Origin of the sequence: Streptomyces dysideae (assembly GCF_001514305.1) — a bacterium.
Lineage (GTDB): Bacteria > Actinomycetota > Actinomycetes > Streptomycetales > Streptomycetaceae > Streptomyces > Streptomyces dysideae.
Genome location: NZ_KQ949076.1, coordinates 647,945 through 666,158, shown reverse-complemented (window position 1 = coordinate 666,158; position 18,214 = coordinate 647,945). Strand labels below are relative to the sequence as shown.

17 protein-coding genes are annotated in these 18,214 nt (G+C 66.3%); 5 read left to right on the top strand and 12 right to left on the bottom strand.

Annotated elements, in window-relative coordinates; translation table 11 throughout:
• Nucleotides 1–512: 512 nt before the first annotated feature.
• From AQJ91_RS06160 to AQJ91_RS06120, 10 genes are all read right to left on the bottom strand, one after another.
• Nucleotides 513–2,453: an ABC transporter ATP-binding protein gene (locus tag AQJ91_RS06160; protein ID WP_234381824.1), complete on the bottom strand. Its 1,941-nt coding sequence runs from the start codon at nt 2,451–2,453 to the stop codon at nt 513–515.
• The gene (locus tag AQJ91_RS53390; RefSeq protein WP_159054494.1) at nt 2,450–2,695 is read right to left on the bottom strand and encodes a hypothetical protein; all 246 of its coding nucleotides are present in this window, start codon (nt 2,693–2,695) and stop codon (nt 2,450–2,452) included. The genes AQJ91_RS06160 and AQJ91_RS53390 overlap by 4 nt, the downstream gene beginning before the upstream one ends.
• Nucleotides 2,692–3,711, bottom strand: a complete 1,020-nt coding sequence (locus AQJ91_RS06155; protein WP_234381823.1) for a phosphotransferase enzyme family protein — start codon at nt 3,709–3,711, stop codon at nt 2,692–2,694. Before AQJ91_RS06155 ends, AQJ91_RS53390 begins: the two co-directional genes overlap by 4 nt.
• 32 nt (nt 3,712–3,743) lie before the next feature.
• Nucleotides 3,744–4,544 carry a class I SAM-dependent methyltransferase gene (locus AQJ91_RS06150; RefSeq protein WP_067017265.1) on the bottom strand — a complete coding sequence of 267 codons (801 nt, stop codon included), beginning with the start codon at nt 4,542–4,544 and terminating at the stop codon, nt 3,744–3,746.
• On the bottom strand, nt 4,541–5,425 hold the full coding sequence (locus tag AQJ91_RS06145; protein WP_067017134.1) for a phosphotransferase: 885 nt from the start codon (nt 5,423–5,425) through the stop codon (nt 4,541–4,543). The genes AQJ91_RS06150 and AQJ91_RS06145 overlap by 4 nt, the downstream gene beginning before the upstream one ends.
• Before the next feature lie 137 nt (nt 5,426–5,562).
• Nucleotides 5,563–6,063, bottom strand: coding sequence for a LuxR C-terminal-related transcriptional regulator (locus AQJ91_RS06140; protein ID WP_067017131.1), 501 nt, complete (start codon nt 6,061–6,063; stop codon nt 5,563–5,565).
• Between the two features lie 38 nt (nt 6,064–6,101).
• Entirely contained in the window at nt 6,102–7,526 is a 1,425-nt protein-coding gene (locus tag AQJ91_RS06135; RefSeq protein ID WP_234381822.1) for a glutamine synthetase family protein, read from the bottom strand.
• A complete protein-coding gene (locus AQJ91_RS06130) occupies nt 7,526–9,058 on the bottom strand; it encodes an amino acid permease (RefSeq protein ID WP_067017129.1) in 1,533 nt (510 codons plus the stop codon). The genes AQJ91_RS06135 and AQJ91_RS06130 overlap by 1 nt, the downstream gene beginning before the upstream one ends.
• Nucleotides 9,059–9,136: 78 nt before the next feature.
• The gene (locus tag AQJ91_RS06125) at nt 9,137–10,141 is read right to left on the bottom strand and encodes a hypothetical protein (RefSeq protein ID WP_067017127.1); all 1,005 of its coding nucleotides are present in this window, start codon (nt 10,139–10,141) and stop codon (nt 9,137–9,139) included.
• Between the two features lie 209 nt (nt 10,142–10,350).
• Nucleotides 10,351–10,545 (bottom strand): hypothetical protein, encoded by a 195-nt coding sequence (locus AQJ91_RS06120; protein WP_067017125.1) that lies wholly within the window; start codon nt 10,543–10,545, stop codon nt 10,351–10,353.
• A 344-nt stretch (nt 10,546–10,889) separates the two neighbouring features.
• On the opposite strand from AQJ91_RS06120, the gene AQJ91_RS06115 reads away from it, so the two are divergent.
• The 4 genes from AQJ91_RS06115 to AQJ91_RS06100 all read left to right on the top strand — a co-directional run bounded on the left by AQJ91_RS06115 (nt 10,890) and on the right by AQJ91_RS06100 (nt 15,581).
• Nucleotides 10,890–12,407 carry a helix-turn-helix domain-containing protein gene (locus AQJ91_RS06115; RefSeq protein ID WP_067017123.1) on the top strand — a complete coding sequence of 506 codons (1,518 nt, stop codon included), beginning with the start codon at nt 10,890–10,892 and terminating at the stop codon, nt 12,405–12,407.
• On the top strand, nt 12,404–13,132 hold the full coding sequence (locus AQJ91_RS06110; protein WP_079084698.1) for an HAD family hydrolase: 729 nt from the start codon (nt 12,404–12,406) through the stop codon (nt 13,130–13,132). The genes AQJ91_RS06115 and AQJ91_RS06110 overlap by 4 nt, the downstream gene beginning before the upstream one ends.
• Before the next feature lie 143 nt (nt 13,133–13,275).
• Entirely contained in the window at nt 13,276–14,709 is a 1,434-nt protein-coding gene (locus AQJ91_RS06105; RefSeq protein WP_234381821.1) for a helix-turn-helix domain-containing protein, read from the top strand.
• Entirely contained in the window at nt 14,706–15,581 is an 876-nt protein-coding gene (locus AQJ91_RS06100; RefSeq protein ID WP_067017119.1) for an aminoglycoside phosphotransferase family protein, read from the top strand. Before AQJ91_RS06105 ends, AQJ91_RS06100 begins: the two co-directional genes overlap by 4 nt.
• 225 nt (nt 15,582–15,806) lie before the next feature.
• On the opposite strand, the gene AQJ91_RS06095 is transcribed toward AQJ91_RS06100, so the two are convergent.
• Nucleotides 15,807–16,247: an NUDIX domain-containing protein gene (locus tag AQJ91_RS06095; RefSeq protein ID WP_067017258.1), complete on the bottom strand. Its 441-nt coding sequence runs from the start codon at nt 16,245–16,247 to the stop codon at nt 15,807–15,809.
• 236 nt (nt 16,248–16,483) lie between these two features.
• A complete protein-coding gene (locus AQJ91_RS53385) occupies nt 16,484–16,975 on the bottom strand; it encodes a helix-turn-helix domain-containing protein (RefSeq protein WP_267891168.1) in 492 nt (163 codons plus the stop codon).
• Between the two features lie 790 nt (nt 16,976–17,765).
• Here AQJ91_RS53385 and AQJ91_RS06085 point away from each other — a divergent pair.
• A complete protein-coding gene (locus tag AQJ91_RS06085; RefSeq protein WP_199847858.1) occupies nt 17,766–18,209 on the top strand; it encodes a serine O-acetyltransferase in 444 nt (147 codons plus the stop codon).
• The last annotated feature ends 5 nt before the right edge of the window (nt 18,210–18,214 follow it).

Below are 18,214 nucleotides of genomic sequence, written 5' to 3'. Positions count from 1 at the left end.
GGACCTGCCCCGCACATGATTGGCAACCATGCGCCAGGGCGACCAAGGATGGTTCCCACGTTCACTTGGAATCGATTGATGGAGTAGGTGCCCGCCTTTACTCCGACAGCATCGCCACGGCTACGCCGCAGTTCTTCACCGTGGCCTCCCCACCGGACCACTAAACCGGCTTCGGAGTTCATCGCCTTCACAACGCCAAGGCGACTGCGCGCTGCACACCGGCCCATATCCGTCAGGTTTGAGCCGGCACTGGGCTTACGGAGCGTCATACAGCGGTTCCTCACGTACACCTTTCCATCGCTGCTTGCCGGACCCGGGATGTCTGACAGTTCCAACCCGTCCCGTACGTTGTCGGAGGCTGCTCCCACCGTCACCGGCGTTCCCCGGCTCCGGCTGCCTCCCAGTTTCACCGGTCAGCTGCGACTTACCGGCGGCGGAGTCCTTTCACCTCCGCGCAATTCCAAGCGCCTCGTGGCGCACCAGCGGCTCCCAGTAGGCCCGGGGGGACTGGATCACGTGTCTTCCCCTTCCGTGCGGTAGGCGTCTCGGTCTTGCTGCAGGCGCCAGAGGTCCTGCATCAAACCAGGCTGGTTGATCAGTTCGTGGAATGTGCCGGTCTGTACTACGCGGCCCTTGTCGAGGACGAAAACTCGGTCGGCGACGGAGGTGTTGGCAAGGTTGTGGGTCACGAGCACGACGGCCCGGTCCCCGGCCATCTCGCGCAGGCCGGTGAAGATCCGGTGCTCGGCCCGAGGGTCGAGGTCCGAGGTGGGCTCGTCCATGACGAGCAGGCCCGCGTCTCGGTGTGCGGCCCGAGCGACGGCGATGCGCTGCCATTGTCCTGGGGACAGGGCCACGCCGCCCCACCACTCTCGGGCCAGCAAGGTGCTTAACCCTGACCGGAGGGTCTTGATCACGTCGTCAGCTCCGCTGGCCCGTGCTGCGCGCTGGACGGCCAGGTCGCCTTCCGGGCGCGGCTGGCCAAGGGTGATGTTCTCGCGCGCGGTCATGGGCCAGCGGGCGAAGTCCTGTGGCACCACGGAGGTGTGCCGCCACATCGCGTGCGGGTCGAGGTCGGCGATGCTGATGCCGTCCCAGGTGACGACCCCGCTGGTGGGCAAGTTGAGCCCGGACAGCAGTTTCATCAGGGTCGACTTGCCGGAGCCGTTCTCCCCGACGACGGCCACGATCTCGCCTTGGCGGACTTCGAAGTCGACGTCGTGGAGGGTGTCCTGGGCGGCCTCGGGGTATCGGAAGGTGACCTGCCGCAGGGCGATGTGCTGGGGCGGTTGGGGGGTGATGGTGCCGCGGTCCAAGCGCTGGCCGGCGGCTTCCTTGACGAACCGCTCCCAGTCGTCGAGGTAGAGCCCGGTGCGCAGCAGGTCCCGGCCGTAGCCGACGAGTCCCTGGAGTCCGGTGGCCGCGGAGCGCAGCGCGAATACGGCGGTGCCGGCCGCTGCCGCCGAGATCCGGCCGGTCCCCAGCAGCAGGAGGACCGCCCCCCACACTGCCGAGGACGCCAGCCCTGTGGCGGCGGCACCGAGGACGGCGATCTTGGCCCGGTCCCAGGTGGCGGTGTTGCTGGTGGCTTCCACCCGCTCCGCGCTGGCCTTGTACTTCTCCAGCAGGTAGGGGGCCAGGGTGTCGGTGCGGACCTGGTCGGACTGGTCCTTGGCGATCAAGTGCCAGCGCAGCATGTACATCACGCGCCGGTCCTTGTGCGTGGCGACCGTCGCCAGATAGGTGACGCGCTCACTGCGGATGGAGGCGATCGCCTGCGGTACGGCGGCCAGGAGCAGCAGAGGCAGAAGTAGGGGGTAGAGGCTGGCCAGGACCACGCCAGCGGCGATCAGGGTGGCCAGGGAGGAGATGTAGTTCTGGGACTGGCCGATCATGTGCCGGCTGACGTCGACTCCCCTCTCGGCGGCGTCGAAGCGGTCGTTGAAGCCCGGGTGGTCGTAGGCGGCCTGTTCCGCGTTGGTCGCCGCTTCCAGCATCTTGTACTCCGCCTCGCGGCAGATGCGCGGTGAAAGCCGGTTGGACAGAGCTTGGATGGCGATGCCGAGGAGAGCCCGCAGTCCAGCCGTCCCGGCGAGTAAGGACACGGCCGGAATCGCCGCGGGCAGCCGACTCGTATCGTGTGCCGTCTCGATGAGCACCGAGAACGCTTTCGTCGTGGCGAACAGCCCGAGCGCCCCGGAGACCCCGGAGACGATCTGGCAGGCCAGCAGGGCGACGACGGCTTTGCGATCGACCTCCCAGGCCAGGGAGAAGGTCCTGCGGATCAGTGAGGGAAGCCGACGGGCCATCGTGCGCCCGGTCAGCAGTTCGGCCAACTCCAGGCTGTCCCCGCCCGGGTGGTTGAACGCCAGTTGTTCCTCGCCAGCGGGCACCGAATTCGCGTCGTCTGTCTCGCCGTTGTCGCCGTGCAGCCTATTGGCGGTTTCCGTCACGGCCTGTCTCCTTCCTTCTGCCACAGGGCACTTGGGCTGGCACCAGACGGCCCGCCCGTCACGACAGGGGCCTGGCCGTCTGGACTCGGCGTGGTCGCCGGAAGGGCGCGCAGGGAACGCACTGGGGAGAGCGCCAGGACGAAGACCGGAAGGAGCAGGAGAACGGTGCCTGCGATCAGGGCGCTGCGTACTCCGTGCAGGGTGCCGATGGCTCCGGCGATGCGCGGCGGCTGGTTTGTCACGAACAGCCTCCGTCCGTAGAGAGGCTGGCGAACGCGTCATCGAGGTCGGAAAGGCTGTTCAGCATGCGGCGGATGGCGGTTTGCCGCTCGATCCAGTGCTGCTTCAGGTCGGCTTCCGCTTCGGGAGGAAGGTCGTATTCGGCGGTGGCGGCGCCGTAGAAGCTGAACAGCATGTACAGCAACGCGATCCGGGCGCAGGCCCGTACTTCCACCAGGGGGAGGCTGGGGTTCTCTGCGTGGTAGGCGCTCACCATCGCCAGCGCGCAGGCGTCCCATTCCGGACTGGTGGCCACGGTGCGCGGATCGAACGCGGCCCGGCCCAGCTCCCAGGCCGGTATGCCGGTTGCGCCCCGGAAGCCGATGACACCGGTGACGGCATCAGCGAGGACGATCAAGTTGGTGCGGCTGAGGTCCGCGTGCAGTGCCTGCTCCACCATCGTGTCGGGCAGGTGCTTCCGTAGCCGGTGGACGTGATCCTGTAGGTCCTCCCGCCGCTGATCGAGGTCGGTCCGTAGGTGCTGGAGACTTTCATGCCCCTGCTGCAGGGCCGTGGCCATCACGGTGCCGCATTTGCCGACCGCGTCCTCGACCGTGCCCGTCCGCCAGCGGGACTGCTGCATGCGCTGCGGCAGCGGGTAGGCGGCCAGCACCCGGTGCATGCGTCCCATCACCGTGCCGATGTGTCGGGCGAGGGGCACCGTCATCGCCGAGGAGGTCACGCGGCCGGGCGCCTCGTCGACCACGGCCCAGGCGCTGCCCTGCGCGATCGTGATGAGGTTGCCGTCCGCGTCGTCCCAGACGCGGGGGATGGGAAGGCGCGCAGCTCGGCAGTACTCCGACATGTCCCATGCGGTGCGGGCTGCCTCCAGGTCCGCGTTCGTCCGATACTCCTTGACGAACAGCCGTATTCCGTCGTCGGTCAGGACCCGCCGGTTGATCGTGTCGGTGCCCATGTGCACCGGCTCGACCACGTCCACGACCAGCCCGTACCGCTCCTCCAGCACGTCAGCTGTCACAGCCGCATCCCAGTCCGCCTCGCTCATACCCGTCACCGGTCCATGGAGGAAGGACGGCGCGCGGTGAGGACGGTGAATGTGTTGTCCTCCACGAGGAACCCGCCCTCCGCGAAGGGGACCAGAGCCTTCGCGAGTGCCGTCTCGAAGGCATCCTGGCGGTCGCCGAACAGATGCGAGGCCGCGAACGAAGTCGAGTACAGGTAGCCGATGACTTCGGCGATGCTCCATTCGCGGCGAACGGGGATGGTCGCGGTGGTGACCTCGCCGAAGGCGGAAGCGCGCAGCACTTCTTCGTACGGCGGCCCGGGCGGGCCGAAGACGCCGTCCCCCGCTCGCCGCCGCTCACCGAGGAACTTCTGGACGACGGCGCGCGCGGCTTGCTGCCAGGCACTCTCGGCGGTCCACAGGCTGCGATCGCTGAACACCGCAAGCACACCGCCGGGGCCCACGTACTCGGCCAGTCGATCGAGGAAACGAGGCCGGTCGAGCCAGTGAAGGACACGGCCACAGGTCACGAGGTGCGGCTGCCATCCCGCCGGCGGTTCGAAGTCCTCCGCCAGCGCGTGCCGGATCTGCAACCGCTGACCGCCGGAGAGCGCGGGGCGGAGCACGGCCTCAGCTTCGGCGCACATCGCTTGGTCGGAGTCGACCGCAATCACCTCGTCGAAGTACGGGGCGAGCGCGCTGGCAACGAGCCCTGGGCCGGTGCCGATGTCCAGCAGACGCCGTGGAGAAGCCGTGGGTGCCTCGTGGGCGAGGAGGACGGCAAGGTCGACTGGGATGCCGGGGCGGAAGCGCCGGTAGTAAGAGGCAGTTCCGGCAAAGGCGTTCACGAACCCCACCCGCCCCACATGCGCGTGCCGCTCTCCTGACGCAGGTTCTCCAGCATGGTGTGGGCCTCGTCGACGAGCCCGATGTCGCGATGCGTGATCCCCCAGGACAGCGAGTCGAGCGCATCCAAGGCCGCGTACGCCCGGCATGCCGCCAGCTCCTCTTCGGTGAGCCGGCGGCCGTATCCGTAGTGGAAGGCGGCAAGGAGGTCGGGGCGCTGCAGAAGGATCCGGTAGCGCAGGCGGCTGAAGTCCCGGCGGGCAGCGGGCTGGAGTTCCGCCCGCTCGAAGTCGATGATCCGAAGCCGTTGCTCGGTCTCGTCCCACATCCAGTTCTTGGGCATGTAGTCGCCGTGTGCCGCCACCTGCGGCAGACGCGGCGGTGTCTCCTTGACGAGCGCACGCACCATCGTGATCTCGTGCTCCGGCACGTGGGAGGCAGCATCATCCAGTAGCTTCGCAGCCGTCGAGTCCCACGCCTCCTCGGTCACGTCTGCGGTCGGCTCGTCCGCCGCCGCGGTGTGATGCCGGGCCAGGAGTTCACCGGCCTGCTCATAAGCCTTGCGCCCCTGCTCGGCCGGCAGCCGCAGCGTGTCCAGGCTGCGGCCGGGCACTGCAGTGACCAGGACGGTTCGCGTCTCCGAGTTCGAAGCGATGAGCTCGGGCGCACGGTCGGCGCCCAGGGAGACCGTCCACTTCAGATACGCGTCGACCTCACGCCGGTGCAGTTTCGGGCCGACATGCTGCTTGGCGAACCAACGCTCGCCGCAGAGTCCGTCGATCTCCCAGAGTGATGGTCTGATGTCGCCGGGCCGGGGATGTTCGGCAACCACGGTGTAGGTGTCGGTCACCGATTCCACCAGCTGGTGGAGTGCACTGGGCATATCGGTCACGTTTGGTGCGCCCTTCCATTAGCCATGCCACCCAGTCCGATCACAAAAAGTGATTAATTGGGTGCTCTTGGTGTTCATGTGGGGATGGGGAGTGTGCCACGGGGGACTGACAACTCGGTCTGAGCTGGTCATGCAGGGGCCAGGGCACGAAGGACCGTGCCAGAGATCATCTCGACGAGGGACTCGTCGATGACCCCGTACGTCCAGCCGAGCGTCACCAGGTGCGGGTCGTTGTGCGCCCGGACGCGCTGCCGGAGAGCTCTGATCCGCTGAAGGGCTTCGTCGCGGCTGATACGAGCACGGTCCGCGTAGTCCTTCGAGGTCGCACCGGTGGCGATCATCCGCCACGTCTCCGTCTCTGCGTCCGAGAGCGTCTCCGGGAACGCTGCCTTCCCAGGACGCTTGAGCTGCCCGGTGACGTAGCACGCGTGGACGACGGCGGCCCGACCGCTTACCCCGAGCTTCTGACCGCAGTGCTTCATTTGCACGTTGATCGTCCCGGCGGTGATGGTCAGGTCGGATGCGATCGCATAGGTGCTCTTGCCCTCCGCGACTTTCTGGGCGATCCGAACCTGAGCGGGTGTGAGATCGAGGTACGTGGCGGGCGGGCGCGCCGGTCGTGCACTCACGGGAGTTCCAGTTCCTTTCCTTCGCGGTGGCTTGACGGTCAGGCCCGGGCCAGCCACCTCTGCCGCTCGGCATCGGTGACCAGGCGCTGCTGGTGGTCGAGTTCCAAGCGGGCGAGATGGGCATAGTGCTCGACCACTTCGGTGCCGAACGCGCTGCGGGCCAGGGCACTTTCCTGGAAGGCGGTCAGGGCGTCAGCGAGGGTGGGCGGCACAGGGGTGCCGCCCCCGCTGTAGGCGTTGCCGGCCGCTTCAGGGCCGAGGGCGAGTTGCTGCTCGATGCCGTAGTCGATCGCCGCCAGTACCGCGGACAGGGCCAAATAGGGGTTGGCATCCGCGCCCGGCACACGGATTTCCAGATGGAGGCCCTCTCCGTGACCGACGACGCGGACAGCGCACGTGCGGTTGTCGTGGCCCCAGTGGAGCATGGTCGGCGCGAACGAGCCGGGCGTGAATCGCTTGTAGGAGTTGACGTTCGGGGCATAGAACGGGCCCAGCTCTGGCAAGCCTGCGAGCAGCCCCGCGATTGCGTTCCGTCCGATCTGCGACAGCTCGTATTCGTTGTCAGGGGCGTGGAGTTGGCTAAGGGCTTTCGACCACAGTGAGACGTGCAGGTGCAGGCCGTTGGCCCACCCGGTCTCTGGGGCCGCCATGAACGTGGGCGCCAGTCCGCTGCGCGTTCCCAGCGTGCGCACCGCGTGCTTGAACAGTAGGTGCCGGTCGCAGGCGGTGAGCGCGGGTCCGTACGGGAAGGTCACCTCTACCTGGCCGGGGCCGGCCTCGGTCTTGATCGCCTCCACGGGCATGCCCGCCCCGGCCAATGCCCGCTGCAGGCGGCGGAAGAACCGGTCGCAGGCGGGGTCGTGGTCGAGGGCGTAGTCAAGATTGTCCATCGTCACGGGCCGCAGGCCCTGGTACCCGGCCCGTTCCGCTTCCGCGTACGTTCCCTGGTAGATGGTGAACTCGGTCTCGATTCCCGCCTTGGCCTGGAGGCCGTGCCGTGACAGCCGGGTCAGCTGCTGATGGAGGATCTGGCGGGGCGCGACGTCGATGGGCGTTCCGTCGTGGTGTACGGCGTCGCCGAGGACGATGGCGGTGCGCGGCAGCCACGGCACCACGCGCAGGGTTCCGAGGGCCGGCTGAACGGACAGGTCCTGGTAGCCGCTGTCCCACGAGGTCAGCGCGAAGCCGTCCGCCGGGCTCATCTCAGCGTCAGTGGCCAGGACGTAGGCGCACAGTTCGGCACCGTGATGCGCGACGCGCTTGAGGAAGTGGTCGGCGTCGTACCGTTTTCCCTTCAGCCTCCCCTGCAGATCGGGAACGGCCAGCAGCACGGTGTCGATCGCGCCGCCCTTCACGAGGTTGCGCAGATCGGTCAGGGACAGGGCCTTCTCCGAGCGTGCCCCCGATGCGGCAGCCGCCGCTACGGCCAGGCGCGGGGCTGTGCCGTTGCTCGTTGTGGTCATCACACGACCTCGTCTTCGTACTCGCCCGTCGAGCGGTCGAAGTTCTGGGCCGGCACCTCGTACGTGCTGCCCTGCTTGTGCCACCACCCCCACGCCAGCGCGAGCACGACGAGCAGAGCCACCGGCGCGTAGTTGAACGTGTCGACCGTGGCGAGAGCCCCGCCGTCGGGGCGGGTCTGGGGCAGACAGAACAGGACGGTCACGAACGCCACCCAGATGACGGCGATCGTGCCCACCATCACGCCCCAGCTGCCCAGGTTCCACGGGCCGGGCTTGAACCGGTGCCGGTTCTTGACCCGCAGGAAGATCGGGATCGCGTACGCCGGGGTGATACCGATGACGTTGATGCTGGTGATCGCCGCGTACGCAACCGGGCTATACAGACTCGGCAGCGCCAGCACCGCGGCGCACACCACGGACAGCATCACCGCCTTGCGCGGGGTGCCGGTACGACGATCCACCTGCCGCCACAACTGTGAGCCCGGCAGCGCCCCATCCCGAGAGAAAGCGAACACCATCCGGCTGGCCGCGGCGGTCTCTGCGTTGCCGCAGAACAGCTGAGCGACGATCACGACCAGGAGCAGCGCCTTCGCCCCCGCCATGCCCAGGGCGTCGAGGAAGATCTGTGCCGGTGGCACCCCCGTCGCTGTGCCCACGGTGCCCGCGTAGTCCTGGATCGCGAAGGTGAGCCCGGCCAGCAGCACGAACCCGGCTAGCCACGACCAGCCGATCGCGTGGATGATCCCCCGGGAAGCAGACACCTGGGCGTCCGTGGTCTCCTCCGACAGGTGCGCGGAGGCGTCGTAGCCGCAGAAGGTGTACTGGGCCAGAAGCAGCCCGAGCACCGAAACGTACAACGGGCTGGACCAGCCGGTGTTGTTGACGAACTCCCTGAACACGAAGTCGGCGGACTGGTGGTGGGAGGGCACGATGGCCAGCGCGCCGACGATCACCGTGACGCCGGCCAGGTGCCACCAGACGCTGATGCTGTTGAGGATGCTGACCAGCCGGACTCCGAACAGGTTCAGCGTGAGGTGCAGGGCGAGGATGCACAGGAAGATCAGCATGATCTTGCCGGGCGTCGGTTCGAAACCCCACTGCAGGTTCAGGAAGGCCCCCGTGAACAGGGCGGCCCCGTAGTCGATGCCGGCGATCGCGCCGAGCAGGCCGAGCAGGTTGAGCCAGCCTGTGTACCAGCCCCACTTCCGGCCGCCGAGCTGCTCCGCCTGGTAGTACAGGGCGCCGGAGGTCGGATAGGCGGAAGTCACTTCGGCCAGCCCGGCGCCGATGAACATCACCATGGCGCCCACGACGACCCAGCCCCACAGCATCACGGACGGACCGCCGGTGTTCAGGCCGAACCCGTACAGCGTCATGCAGCCGGACAGGACGCTGATGACGGAGAAGCTGATCGCGAAGTTCCCGAACGGACCCATGCGCCGGGTCAGCACCGGCTCGTAGCCGAGCTCCCGCAAGTACGCGTCATCGGCCTTCCGGGGCGCCGCGCGATGGCTGTGGCTTAAACGGGACACAGGACAACCTCCAAGATTGAGGGAAAGCGGAGATGGACGGGTTCATGCCAACCGAAGGAGTGGGCAGCCGGAAGCCGCTTACGGATGCGGACCGGCGCGCCTCCCGTGGGAGCGGGCGTAGGAAAAGGACTCGGCACGTGCTCGAAGCAGTAGCGCTTCGCCGGGATCCGGTCCTGCGGCTCCGTCGTGCACCGAGGCCCAGGGCTCACGAGCCGCGTACGGGTCCACCGCCGCGAACACCTCGGCGGCTTCCAGATACTGATGTCCCGCCCACAACGCATAGGCGAGACAGTGCAGATCGGCGACCGAACACTGCTCAGGGGACGTCTTGCGGAACCAGTCGTGGAAGGCGTTGAGCGTGTAATCGAGCGTCGACTCGTGCGCCCACTGCCGCCGCCACAACGGATCGGCGTGCGATCGGCGTCGCTGCTCGATCTGCGCGTACGCGGGCAGAAGCAATAGCGGAGACCCAACCGGCCGCTGTGATGCCACCCATCGCCCGAAGTCGAAGACCGCAGCCAAGGAGGCGGCTTGGGGCCCGTCAAGTGCGAGCAGGAACTGCAGCACACGGTGGTAAGCCTCGCGGTTGTATGGATCACGCTGGTTGACCTCGTAAAGCAACCCCCAGGGTCCGCTCGGCAGCATCGGCTCGGCCGGCGCCAAGCGGTGCTCATGACGCAGTTGCCGGGTGTCGATCTGCGCCAACGCCACAAGGCAGACCCACGGCACGGGATCCTGCGGCGCGTGACGAGCCGCCAGCAGCACCTCACGCCGGGCCCTGAACTCGAATTCCAAGGTCGCCGGATGCCCTTGGCGGTGTGCGCGTAGCGCCCGCTCAACGGCGACGCGAGCACTCATCAGCTGCGCGTTGTAGTTTCCGGGCTCTTCGTCGAGCCAAACGTTGACCACATCCGACCGAGCTGCCGCCACGGCCAACACTTGGGTGCGCGATGTCCGCAGTGCCCAGTGCGCGCCCGTATCCAGGAGCAGCTTCCCGGTCGTTCGCCAGCGGCCTGCCTCTAGCTCTTCCAAGGCCACGCGTAGGTCGTCGTCGTGGCCGGCCGGGTGATACACGAGAGGCATCACGGACCCTCGAATCGGGAACGACGACGCCCCAAAGGCGGAACACCGCTGCTCTTCTGAGGCACACGAGCAGCGCGATGCGAGGCGGATTTCCAGTTGGGCGTGCATGTCATCAGAGGGCCTCAGAAGAATTGGGGGATTGAGCCGCTAACGGCAGGGTGTGCCTTCAGGCAGGGGGAGTGACTGCTCCGGCTATGGCGCTAGCTGCCCTAAAAGCGGATCTGACCGACCATGTCCGCAAAGTTGGTGACGAAGCGGTTGATACTCGGAGCCATCGATGTACTCGCCAGAAAGAACCCGAAGAGAGTGCACACGATGGCGTGCGCCGCATTCAGCCCGCTCTTCTTGACAAAGATGAAGACGAGAATGCCCAGGAGCACGACGGCGGAGATGCTAATGGCCACCGGGCACCACCCACTGGCCCGGCGCTTCTGCCGGGTGAGGTGCGAGAAGCGGACCGTGGGAGGAGGCAAGCGGGCCGCGGCCCAACCTTGGTCGTCTGGCGGGTGACAACGTGGACTCCGATAGGGGGATCAGCGACAGGTGCGCGTACCCCGCAGCGCGACGAGCAGCAGGCGGACCGAATGATCACGCTCTTGGTGGGTTCGTCGCCACGTCGCGCTGCGGGACTCCAACCCTGGCGGCAAAACATCCTGCGCACACATTCCGAGGGTGATATCACTTGTGTAATTCCGGCTCCACCAGGAGTAATTGAGGTTGCGCACGCTCACTCGCGGGGAGGCCTGACGTGCATCAGCAGCCGTTGCGAAGCTGCGACCGCTGTGGTGGCCAACTGAGCAGCTACAACACTGACAGCCTGTGCTTCGCATGCGCTTGCTCCCGCGGCACCGAACAGCACTTCCCCGTCGTGCCGGAATACGTTTGGTTCGACCCAGACGTTCGCGACGCGCTCGCCGCTTGGGACTTCGGCCAGGCCTGCCGCCTGATTCGACTGCGCGGCTCCCTGCGGCAGGACGACATGGCCCAACTCACCGGCCTCAGCCAGGCGTTCCTGTCCATGCTGGAGGCGGGCAGCCGTCGCCTCACGAACATCGACAAGATCGTCGAGTTCCTGACGGGGCTGGATGTGCCAGCCGAGCTCGTCGCGCTCCCCCTCCCACAGTCCAGAGCCAACGCGTCGCAACCGCCCCGGGACCAGTTCGCTGGTGACGCCGATCCAACTCTGCCCTGGACAACGGTCCGTATGGTGGCAGCACTGGATACTGCGGTAGGAGACAGCACGATGGACCGTCGACGATTCCTCACCGCAAGCGGCATCGCCCTCACCGCCTTCGTGAACGCATGGGACAGCGCCGAAGCCGAACCCCTCGGCCGCGCAGTAGGGGGAAGCCGCCTCACCAACGAACTGCTCGATGGTCTCCAGCGCACCACGGACAGCCTGCGGACGATGGACGCGAGCGACGGCAGTGGCACCGTTGCCGGCCTCGGAGACCGACACCTTCAGTTCCTCAGGCACCTCATGGTCTCCACGTCCTACGACGAGGCAGCGGGGCGGCGACTCGCGGCGATCATCGCCGACACGGCTACTCAGACGGGTTGGTTCGTCTTCGACTCCGGCAATCGCGACCGACCTCTCGGCTACCTGTACGCCGCACTGCGCGCAGCCAAAGCCTCACAAGACGTCCGGCTCGGCGCCGGCGCCCTGTCCTACATCGCCATCCACGGGTACTCCACCGGGACGCCGCACCACGCCGTCACCGCGGCACGCCGGGCCCGCGACAAGATCAAGAAACTCGGCACTCCAGCACTCGAAGCCATGCTGCTGACCCGACAAGCCCGCGGTCACGCGAAACTCGGCGAACGCCACGCCTCCCTCACCGCGCTCGGGCAAGCCGCCGAACTCTGCGCCCAGGGGCGCTCCGAGCACGATCCGCACTGGCTGTACTGGATCAACGAGGGGGAGATCCACGGACAGGCCGGCAGTTGCTACCTCGACCTGGGCGATCCGCGCAGCGCCGTCGCCAGCTTCACCAAAGCACGGCAGGCCCTCAACTCAGGAGACCACCGAACCAGGGGTCTGTTCCTCTCACGTGCCGCAACCGCGCATATCGCGCAAGGCGATCTTGAAGCCGGGTGCGCTACGGCACACGAGGTCCTCGACCTGGCGGAAACCCTTCAGTCGGCTCGATTCGACAACCACGTCACGAGCATGATTCGCGAACTCCAGCCGGTTGCCCACAACGCGTACGCTCAAGAGGTACTGGAGCGACGTGCCGCAATGGTGGCGACAGGGAGCCGAACTTGAGCGACGCCCAGCAGATCCTCGTGCTGTGGGACATCGACCGCACTCTGCTGTACGTCGGTGACGTCGACCGGCAGGTCTACCGAGAGACCTTCGCTGAGATCGTCGGGCGCCCAGCAGAGCGACTTCCGGCTCGGGGAACCGGCGTCACCATGCCCCTCGCGATCCGATCCCTGCTCCTGGACAACGGCGTCTCCGAGGCGGACGTGCCCCACTTGCAGCCGAGGATGGTGGAACTCCTGCCACAGCGCCTCGCCGCCCACACGGAAGATCTACGCGAGCAAGGCCTCCTGCTTCCCGGCGCCCTGGCCGCTCTCAAGGCGGTGCAGGCACAGCCGAGGCGCGTCTCGACCGTCGTCACGGGAAACCTGAGACCCAACGCGCTTCTGAAGCTCGAAGCGTTCCGCCTGGACGAGTTCCTGGACACAGAGATCGGCGGATACTCCTCCGACAACGACCACCGTCCGGCCCTCGTTGGCGTCGCGCAGAAGCGCGCTCAGGCCAAACACGGGGCGGCTTTCACCCGCTCCAACACGGTCATCATCGGCGACTCCCTCGAAGACGTCCGCACGGGACTTGAGGGAGGCGCTCCCGTGATCGGGGTCGCCTCCGGGAAGACCTCAGCCGACGAGCTGGCGTCGGCCGGAGCTGATGTCGTCCTCGAGAGCCTCGAAGACGTACCGCGGCTCCTTGACGCGATTACAGCAGTCACCGTCGAACGCATCTGAGGCGAACTGAAGTTCCTCTGGCTGCCCGTATCACTTCCGTGATACGGGCACGACCATGTCCGCACTTACGCTGGCGCGCGCAGATGAGAAACGGGGGTGCCATGCGAAAGCACGCTCGGGCTTGTGCCGGTTGCGGGTGCCGATTGAGCCAGTACAACCTGGAGGACCGGTGCGCCGCGTGCGCACGCGGAAAACGGCTCGGCGCCCACCCTGTACCTCACGTCCCAGACACGGTCTGGCTGGACCTCGACGTCCAATCAGCCATCACCGCCTGTGACTTCGGTCGTGCGAGCCGCCTCATTCGCGACAAGGCAGGTCTCCGGCAGGACGACATGGCGTTCATGACCGGGTTGAGCCAGGGCTTTCTGTCGATGCTGGAAGCCGGGAATCGCCGCTTGACGAACATCGATAAGGCCGCACGATTCTTGCAGGGCGTCGGAGCACCGGACGCTCTGCTGGGACCACCTTTTCGTGGGCACTCAGCGCTCTCCACACCAGCCCACGCGTCGCAGCTCGGGCATGGCCGTGACGGCATTTGGCCAGCGGAAAGCGACACCACGAACTTGAACGAGTTGGCAGCGCGGGCTGCTGCGCAGTCGCTGCAATTCACCGACGAGATCACGAAGAGCAACGTGAGCGATGTGGAACTTGAGCGACTTGAGTCCGCGCTCGCCCACATCGCGGTCGACTACGTTCACGCTCCACTGCACCAGGTCTTCACCGACCTCGTCGCAACCCGAGACCGCCTTCTTTTCCTGCTCAGCGGCCACCAACCGTTGGGCCAGACCAGCGAACTACTCCTCCTCGCTGGTACGAGTTGCCTCCTGCTCGGCCACGCTTCACAGAACCTCGGTGATGAAGATGCGGCGGTCGCGCAGCTCCAGGCAGCTTGGACGTTTGCCGAGCAGGCGGACAACAACGACCTACGGGCTTGGGTGAAGGGCACGGCCGCCCTGATCGCCGAGTGGTCGACCCACCGGCAAACGGCTCTCGACTACACGCGACAGGCGATCCGGCTTGCGCCCGGCGGTGAGACTCGGATCCGAATTGCCGCGATTGAAGCGAGAGCAGCAGCGCGAATCGGAGATCGCGGTACGGCCATGGCCGCTCTTCAGGAGCTCCAGCGTGCCCGCGAGCAGAAGGCGGCCCCGGACGCCCTGACCCGGTTTGGGGGACTTCTCACCTTCCCCGAAGCGAAGCAGGAGTACTACATGGGCGGAACCTTCGCCCTGCTCGGCGAGCATCAGCGGGCCGAAAAGCATGCCACCGCAGCGATCGAGTTGTACGAGAGCGGGCCGAGGGAACACCGGTCGTACGGTGACGAGGCTTTGGCCCGCCTGGACATCGTGACAGCGCGTATCGTTGCCGGGGAGATCGAGGGTGCCGGCGAGCAGCTCCAGCCCCTCCTGGAGCTTCCGGCGAACCGTCGTATCCGGCAGCTAGGCGACGCCATGGAGGGAGTAGCTAGGCTTCTGGAAGAACCGCGGCTCACCCGTAGCCGGCTCGCCCGCGAGCTAGCGGACGCAACCCGCGGCTATAAGGCGATCGACACCCCAGCGAAGGCCCTTACTCCATGACATTGACGGTCTCACCTGAGTCGGCCGCCCGCCTCGCCTGCCGGGCGTCCGGATTGGCAGACCGATCCCTCACTCAACTCCACCATCACGCCACGTCCGTTTTCCTGCTGGCCGATGACGGCGTCGTCGTTCGCGTCAGCTCCGACTCGCAACAACGGCAGCTCGAAACTGCCGTGTCCCTCACTCGCTGGCTCGTCGCCAACGACTTCCCGGCGACGGAGCCTGTGGACGTTCCGCAACCAGTGGCATGCGCCCCGTATGTCGTCACGTTCTGGCGGCACTACCCGCAACCTCAGCGTGGAGCGCCGTCGGCGGGAAGGCTTGGCGATCTACTGCGAGCCCTCCACGCCTTGCCACCGCCGCCGGTGTCCCTGCCCCAGTACCAGCCGCTCACGTCTCTCAAGAGTGCTGTGGATTCCAGTACCTACCTGGAGCCGTCCGAGCGCGAGTGGCTGGCTGCCCGGCGCGAGGAGCTGCTGGATACTTACGGGAAGTTGGAGTTCCCTCTGGGCCAGGGACACATCCATGGTGACGCGTATCCAGGAAACACCCTCTGGGACGAACAAGACGTCAGGCTCGGTGATTGGGACGAAGCAGCCGTCGGCCCCCGCGAGCTCGACCTAGCCAATACCTTCCAAGGAGTCCGTTTCGGACGGACCAGTGCAGAGCTCGATGATTTCAGCCTTCGGTACGGCTACGACATCAGGCAGTGGCCTGGTCTGCCCGTTCTCTGTGAGATCCGGGATCTCCACACCCTCGGTTCCTTCATTCGACGTGCGGATCAAGGGGACGCTGGTGCCGGCCGGCAGTTGTCCCACCGCTTTGAGACCCTCAGAAATTCCGATGGCCAAGCCCAATGGGGTGCTGCCTGAGACGCTTAGCCGTCGGAACGAAGGATGGAGACTGAGTTCGGCTCGGTCATCGAGGCTCGGCGACCCGACGAGCGCGTGAGCAGGCCAGTCCAGCGGACGAAGTGCCGACACCTGATGGCCTCGTCCTCGACGTCGAGCGTGCGCCCGACTGTGCTGCCAGCCGGCCGAGCTGACAAATTCCTCACCAGGACCGGGAAGCTCCTTCGGAACTGGGGCAGCGTGGTCTCACCAGCCGTCGAGGGACACTTGTGGACCGTCCTCAAAGTAACGGTGGACGGCTCTGACAGTGGTGTCCAAGAATTCCTTGGGGACTGCTTCGACATCGACCCAGCAGACCTGGTCGTGCTTGCGGGGTTCGCGGTTTTCGGGTTCGCCGGTCCATTCGTGGGTGGCGAAGACCACGGTGAGGAAGCCGTTGGGGGCTTCGACGCCCCAGGCGCCGTGGATGATGTGGGCGACCTTGAGGGCCTCGGGCTTCACGGTGAGGCCGGTCTCTTCGTACAGCTCTCGTACGGCGGTTTCTGTGATGGGTTCGCCGGGTTCGCTCTTGCCGACGGGGAGGTGCCACATGCCCTGGGCGAATTTGGCGTTCTGGCTGCGCTGGAGGAGGACGACGCGGTTGGTGGCCTTGTCGTGGACGATGACGGCGGCGACCAGCACTGTCATGGATTCGAGGGCGGGCTTGAGGGCTTTGGGCTGGTCGTCGGCGTTCGGCTGAGGCACGGCTGCGTCCCTTCATCGGCCCGTTGATGGGCAGTTTAGGTCAGAGCTTCGCGTGCCCGGCTTCGAGTGAAGCCCCGCCGCAGGCGCCTTCGAAGATGTCGATGCAGTGGTGGGGCCTGCCTGAGGCTAAAGATCCGAGCGGTGACCGAGGACTACCGCGGATTCCTAGCGGCGACACGTCATACACTTCGTGCGACTGCGATCGTCATCTCAGAACCTGTGTCCATGAGCGATTCATCGGCCACCCCGTATCGCCAGCCCAGCGTCACCAGGTGCGCGTCGCTGGAAGCCTTCAGCCGGCGTCGCAAGCACCTGATCCGCATGCGAGCGGTAGCGCGCGAGACTCGGAATACGTCAGCGATGCGTTGCACCGTTGCCCCTGACGCGATGAGGTTCCACGTCTGAATCTCGATCTCAGTGAACTCACCGTCGAAAGACTCCCGCTCGGGGCGAGGAATCTGCCTGGCGGCGTAGGCGGCATGGACGATTGCGGCCCGACCGCTCACTCCGAGCCTCCGGCCCATGTTCGCCAGCTGCACGTTGACGGTGCCTGGTGTGATAGCCAACTCGAACGCGGTTTGAGCGGTGTCCATGCCGCCAGCGATCTTGCGAGCTACCCGCACCTGAGCAGGAGTGAGGGCTCGAGGCGTTACGCGAGGCTGGGCCGACACTGCTCGACTGTCCTTTCGATTCGCGTGCACTCGGAATTGATGGGGGATGGCTGCGCGGGCGCGTGTAGCTGAATCCGCGCAAGCGACACGGCCCGCGCAGTTGGTGCCGCCTGCGTGAGGCCGCTGGCCCCCTTGGACGAAGTCGTACGCCCGCGACCGTGGGTCTCGCACGATCGGTGGCGGCTGACCACAGAACTGTCCCGTCAAATGCCCTCTACGTATATTCCGCAGGTGATATCACGGGCGTGATATCCGTTCCAGAACGAACAGTTGAGGCCGTGTGCCCCACTCGAAGAAATTCGAGACCTGACTGACGGCCTCACGCCGATCATTCGCGCACCGCACGCTCGTGGCCTGCGGAACGGTGCGGCACCTTGACCTCGACGCCACCGACAGAGACGCGCCACATGGCGCGGGGTATGTAGCGCGGCAATGGCCGTATCACGGGAGTGATGCTCCAGTGCCGAGGTGCGGTCGTACGCTGTCGCGCGGATCAGACTCTTGCACGACCTCATACCCGCGTGAGACCGCTCCTTCGGAGTGTGGATCGGCGTCACGTTCGATCAAGCCTAGCGAGCCTGCGGACGCTCAACCTCCGTGCTTCCAAAGGAATCCACTCTGATCGGAGGCGGAAATCAATGCGAGATCGCATGGCTCGCGGATCGTCGCTCGGAATGTACACGAATTCCGGGCCGGCGCCTGGGCCCCGATGAACAGCAGCGGAAAACTGACCGCGGCCGACGAACCTACCCATACGACGACTTCAACGTAGGCAAGAGGAGCATCGACCGTGAGCCCTGAACGGCTGTGGATGTGGGCGATCGCACTACGCAAGCGAGAGCACCGTTGGCTCGCCAAGCGCGTCAAGCAACTCAACTCGTTCCTCTACCACAACTCGCTTGCTGCTGGCGGAGACGTTAGCCCCGACGTGTATCTCGGCCACCACGGCCTCGGAACGGTCGTCCACGACAACGTGACGATCGGCCGGCGGGTACGTATCTGGCAGAACGTCACGCTGTCAGTTCGTGCCCCGGCAGGATCACCACACCGCATCATCGTCGGAGACGATGTCATGATCGGGGCGAACGCCGTGGTGATCACTCCGTTCGAGAAGAGCCTCCACATAGGGCAAGGGGCGAACATCGGAGCCGGAGCTGTCGTAACCCATGATGTCCCGGCCGGGGCCACAGTGGTCGGCGTACCTGCCCAGGTCGTGCGAGAGAAGACGATCTAGCTGGC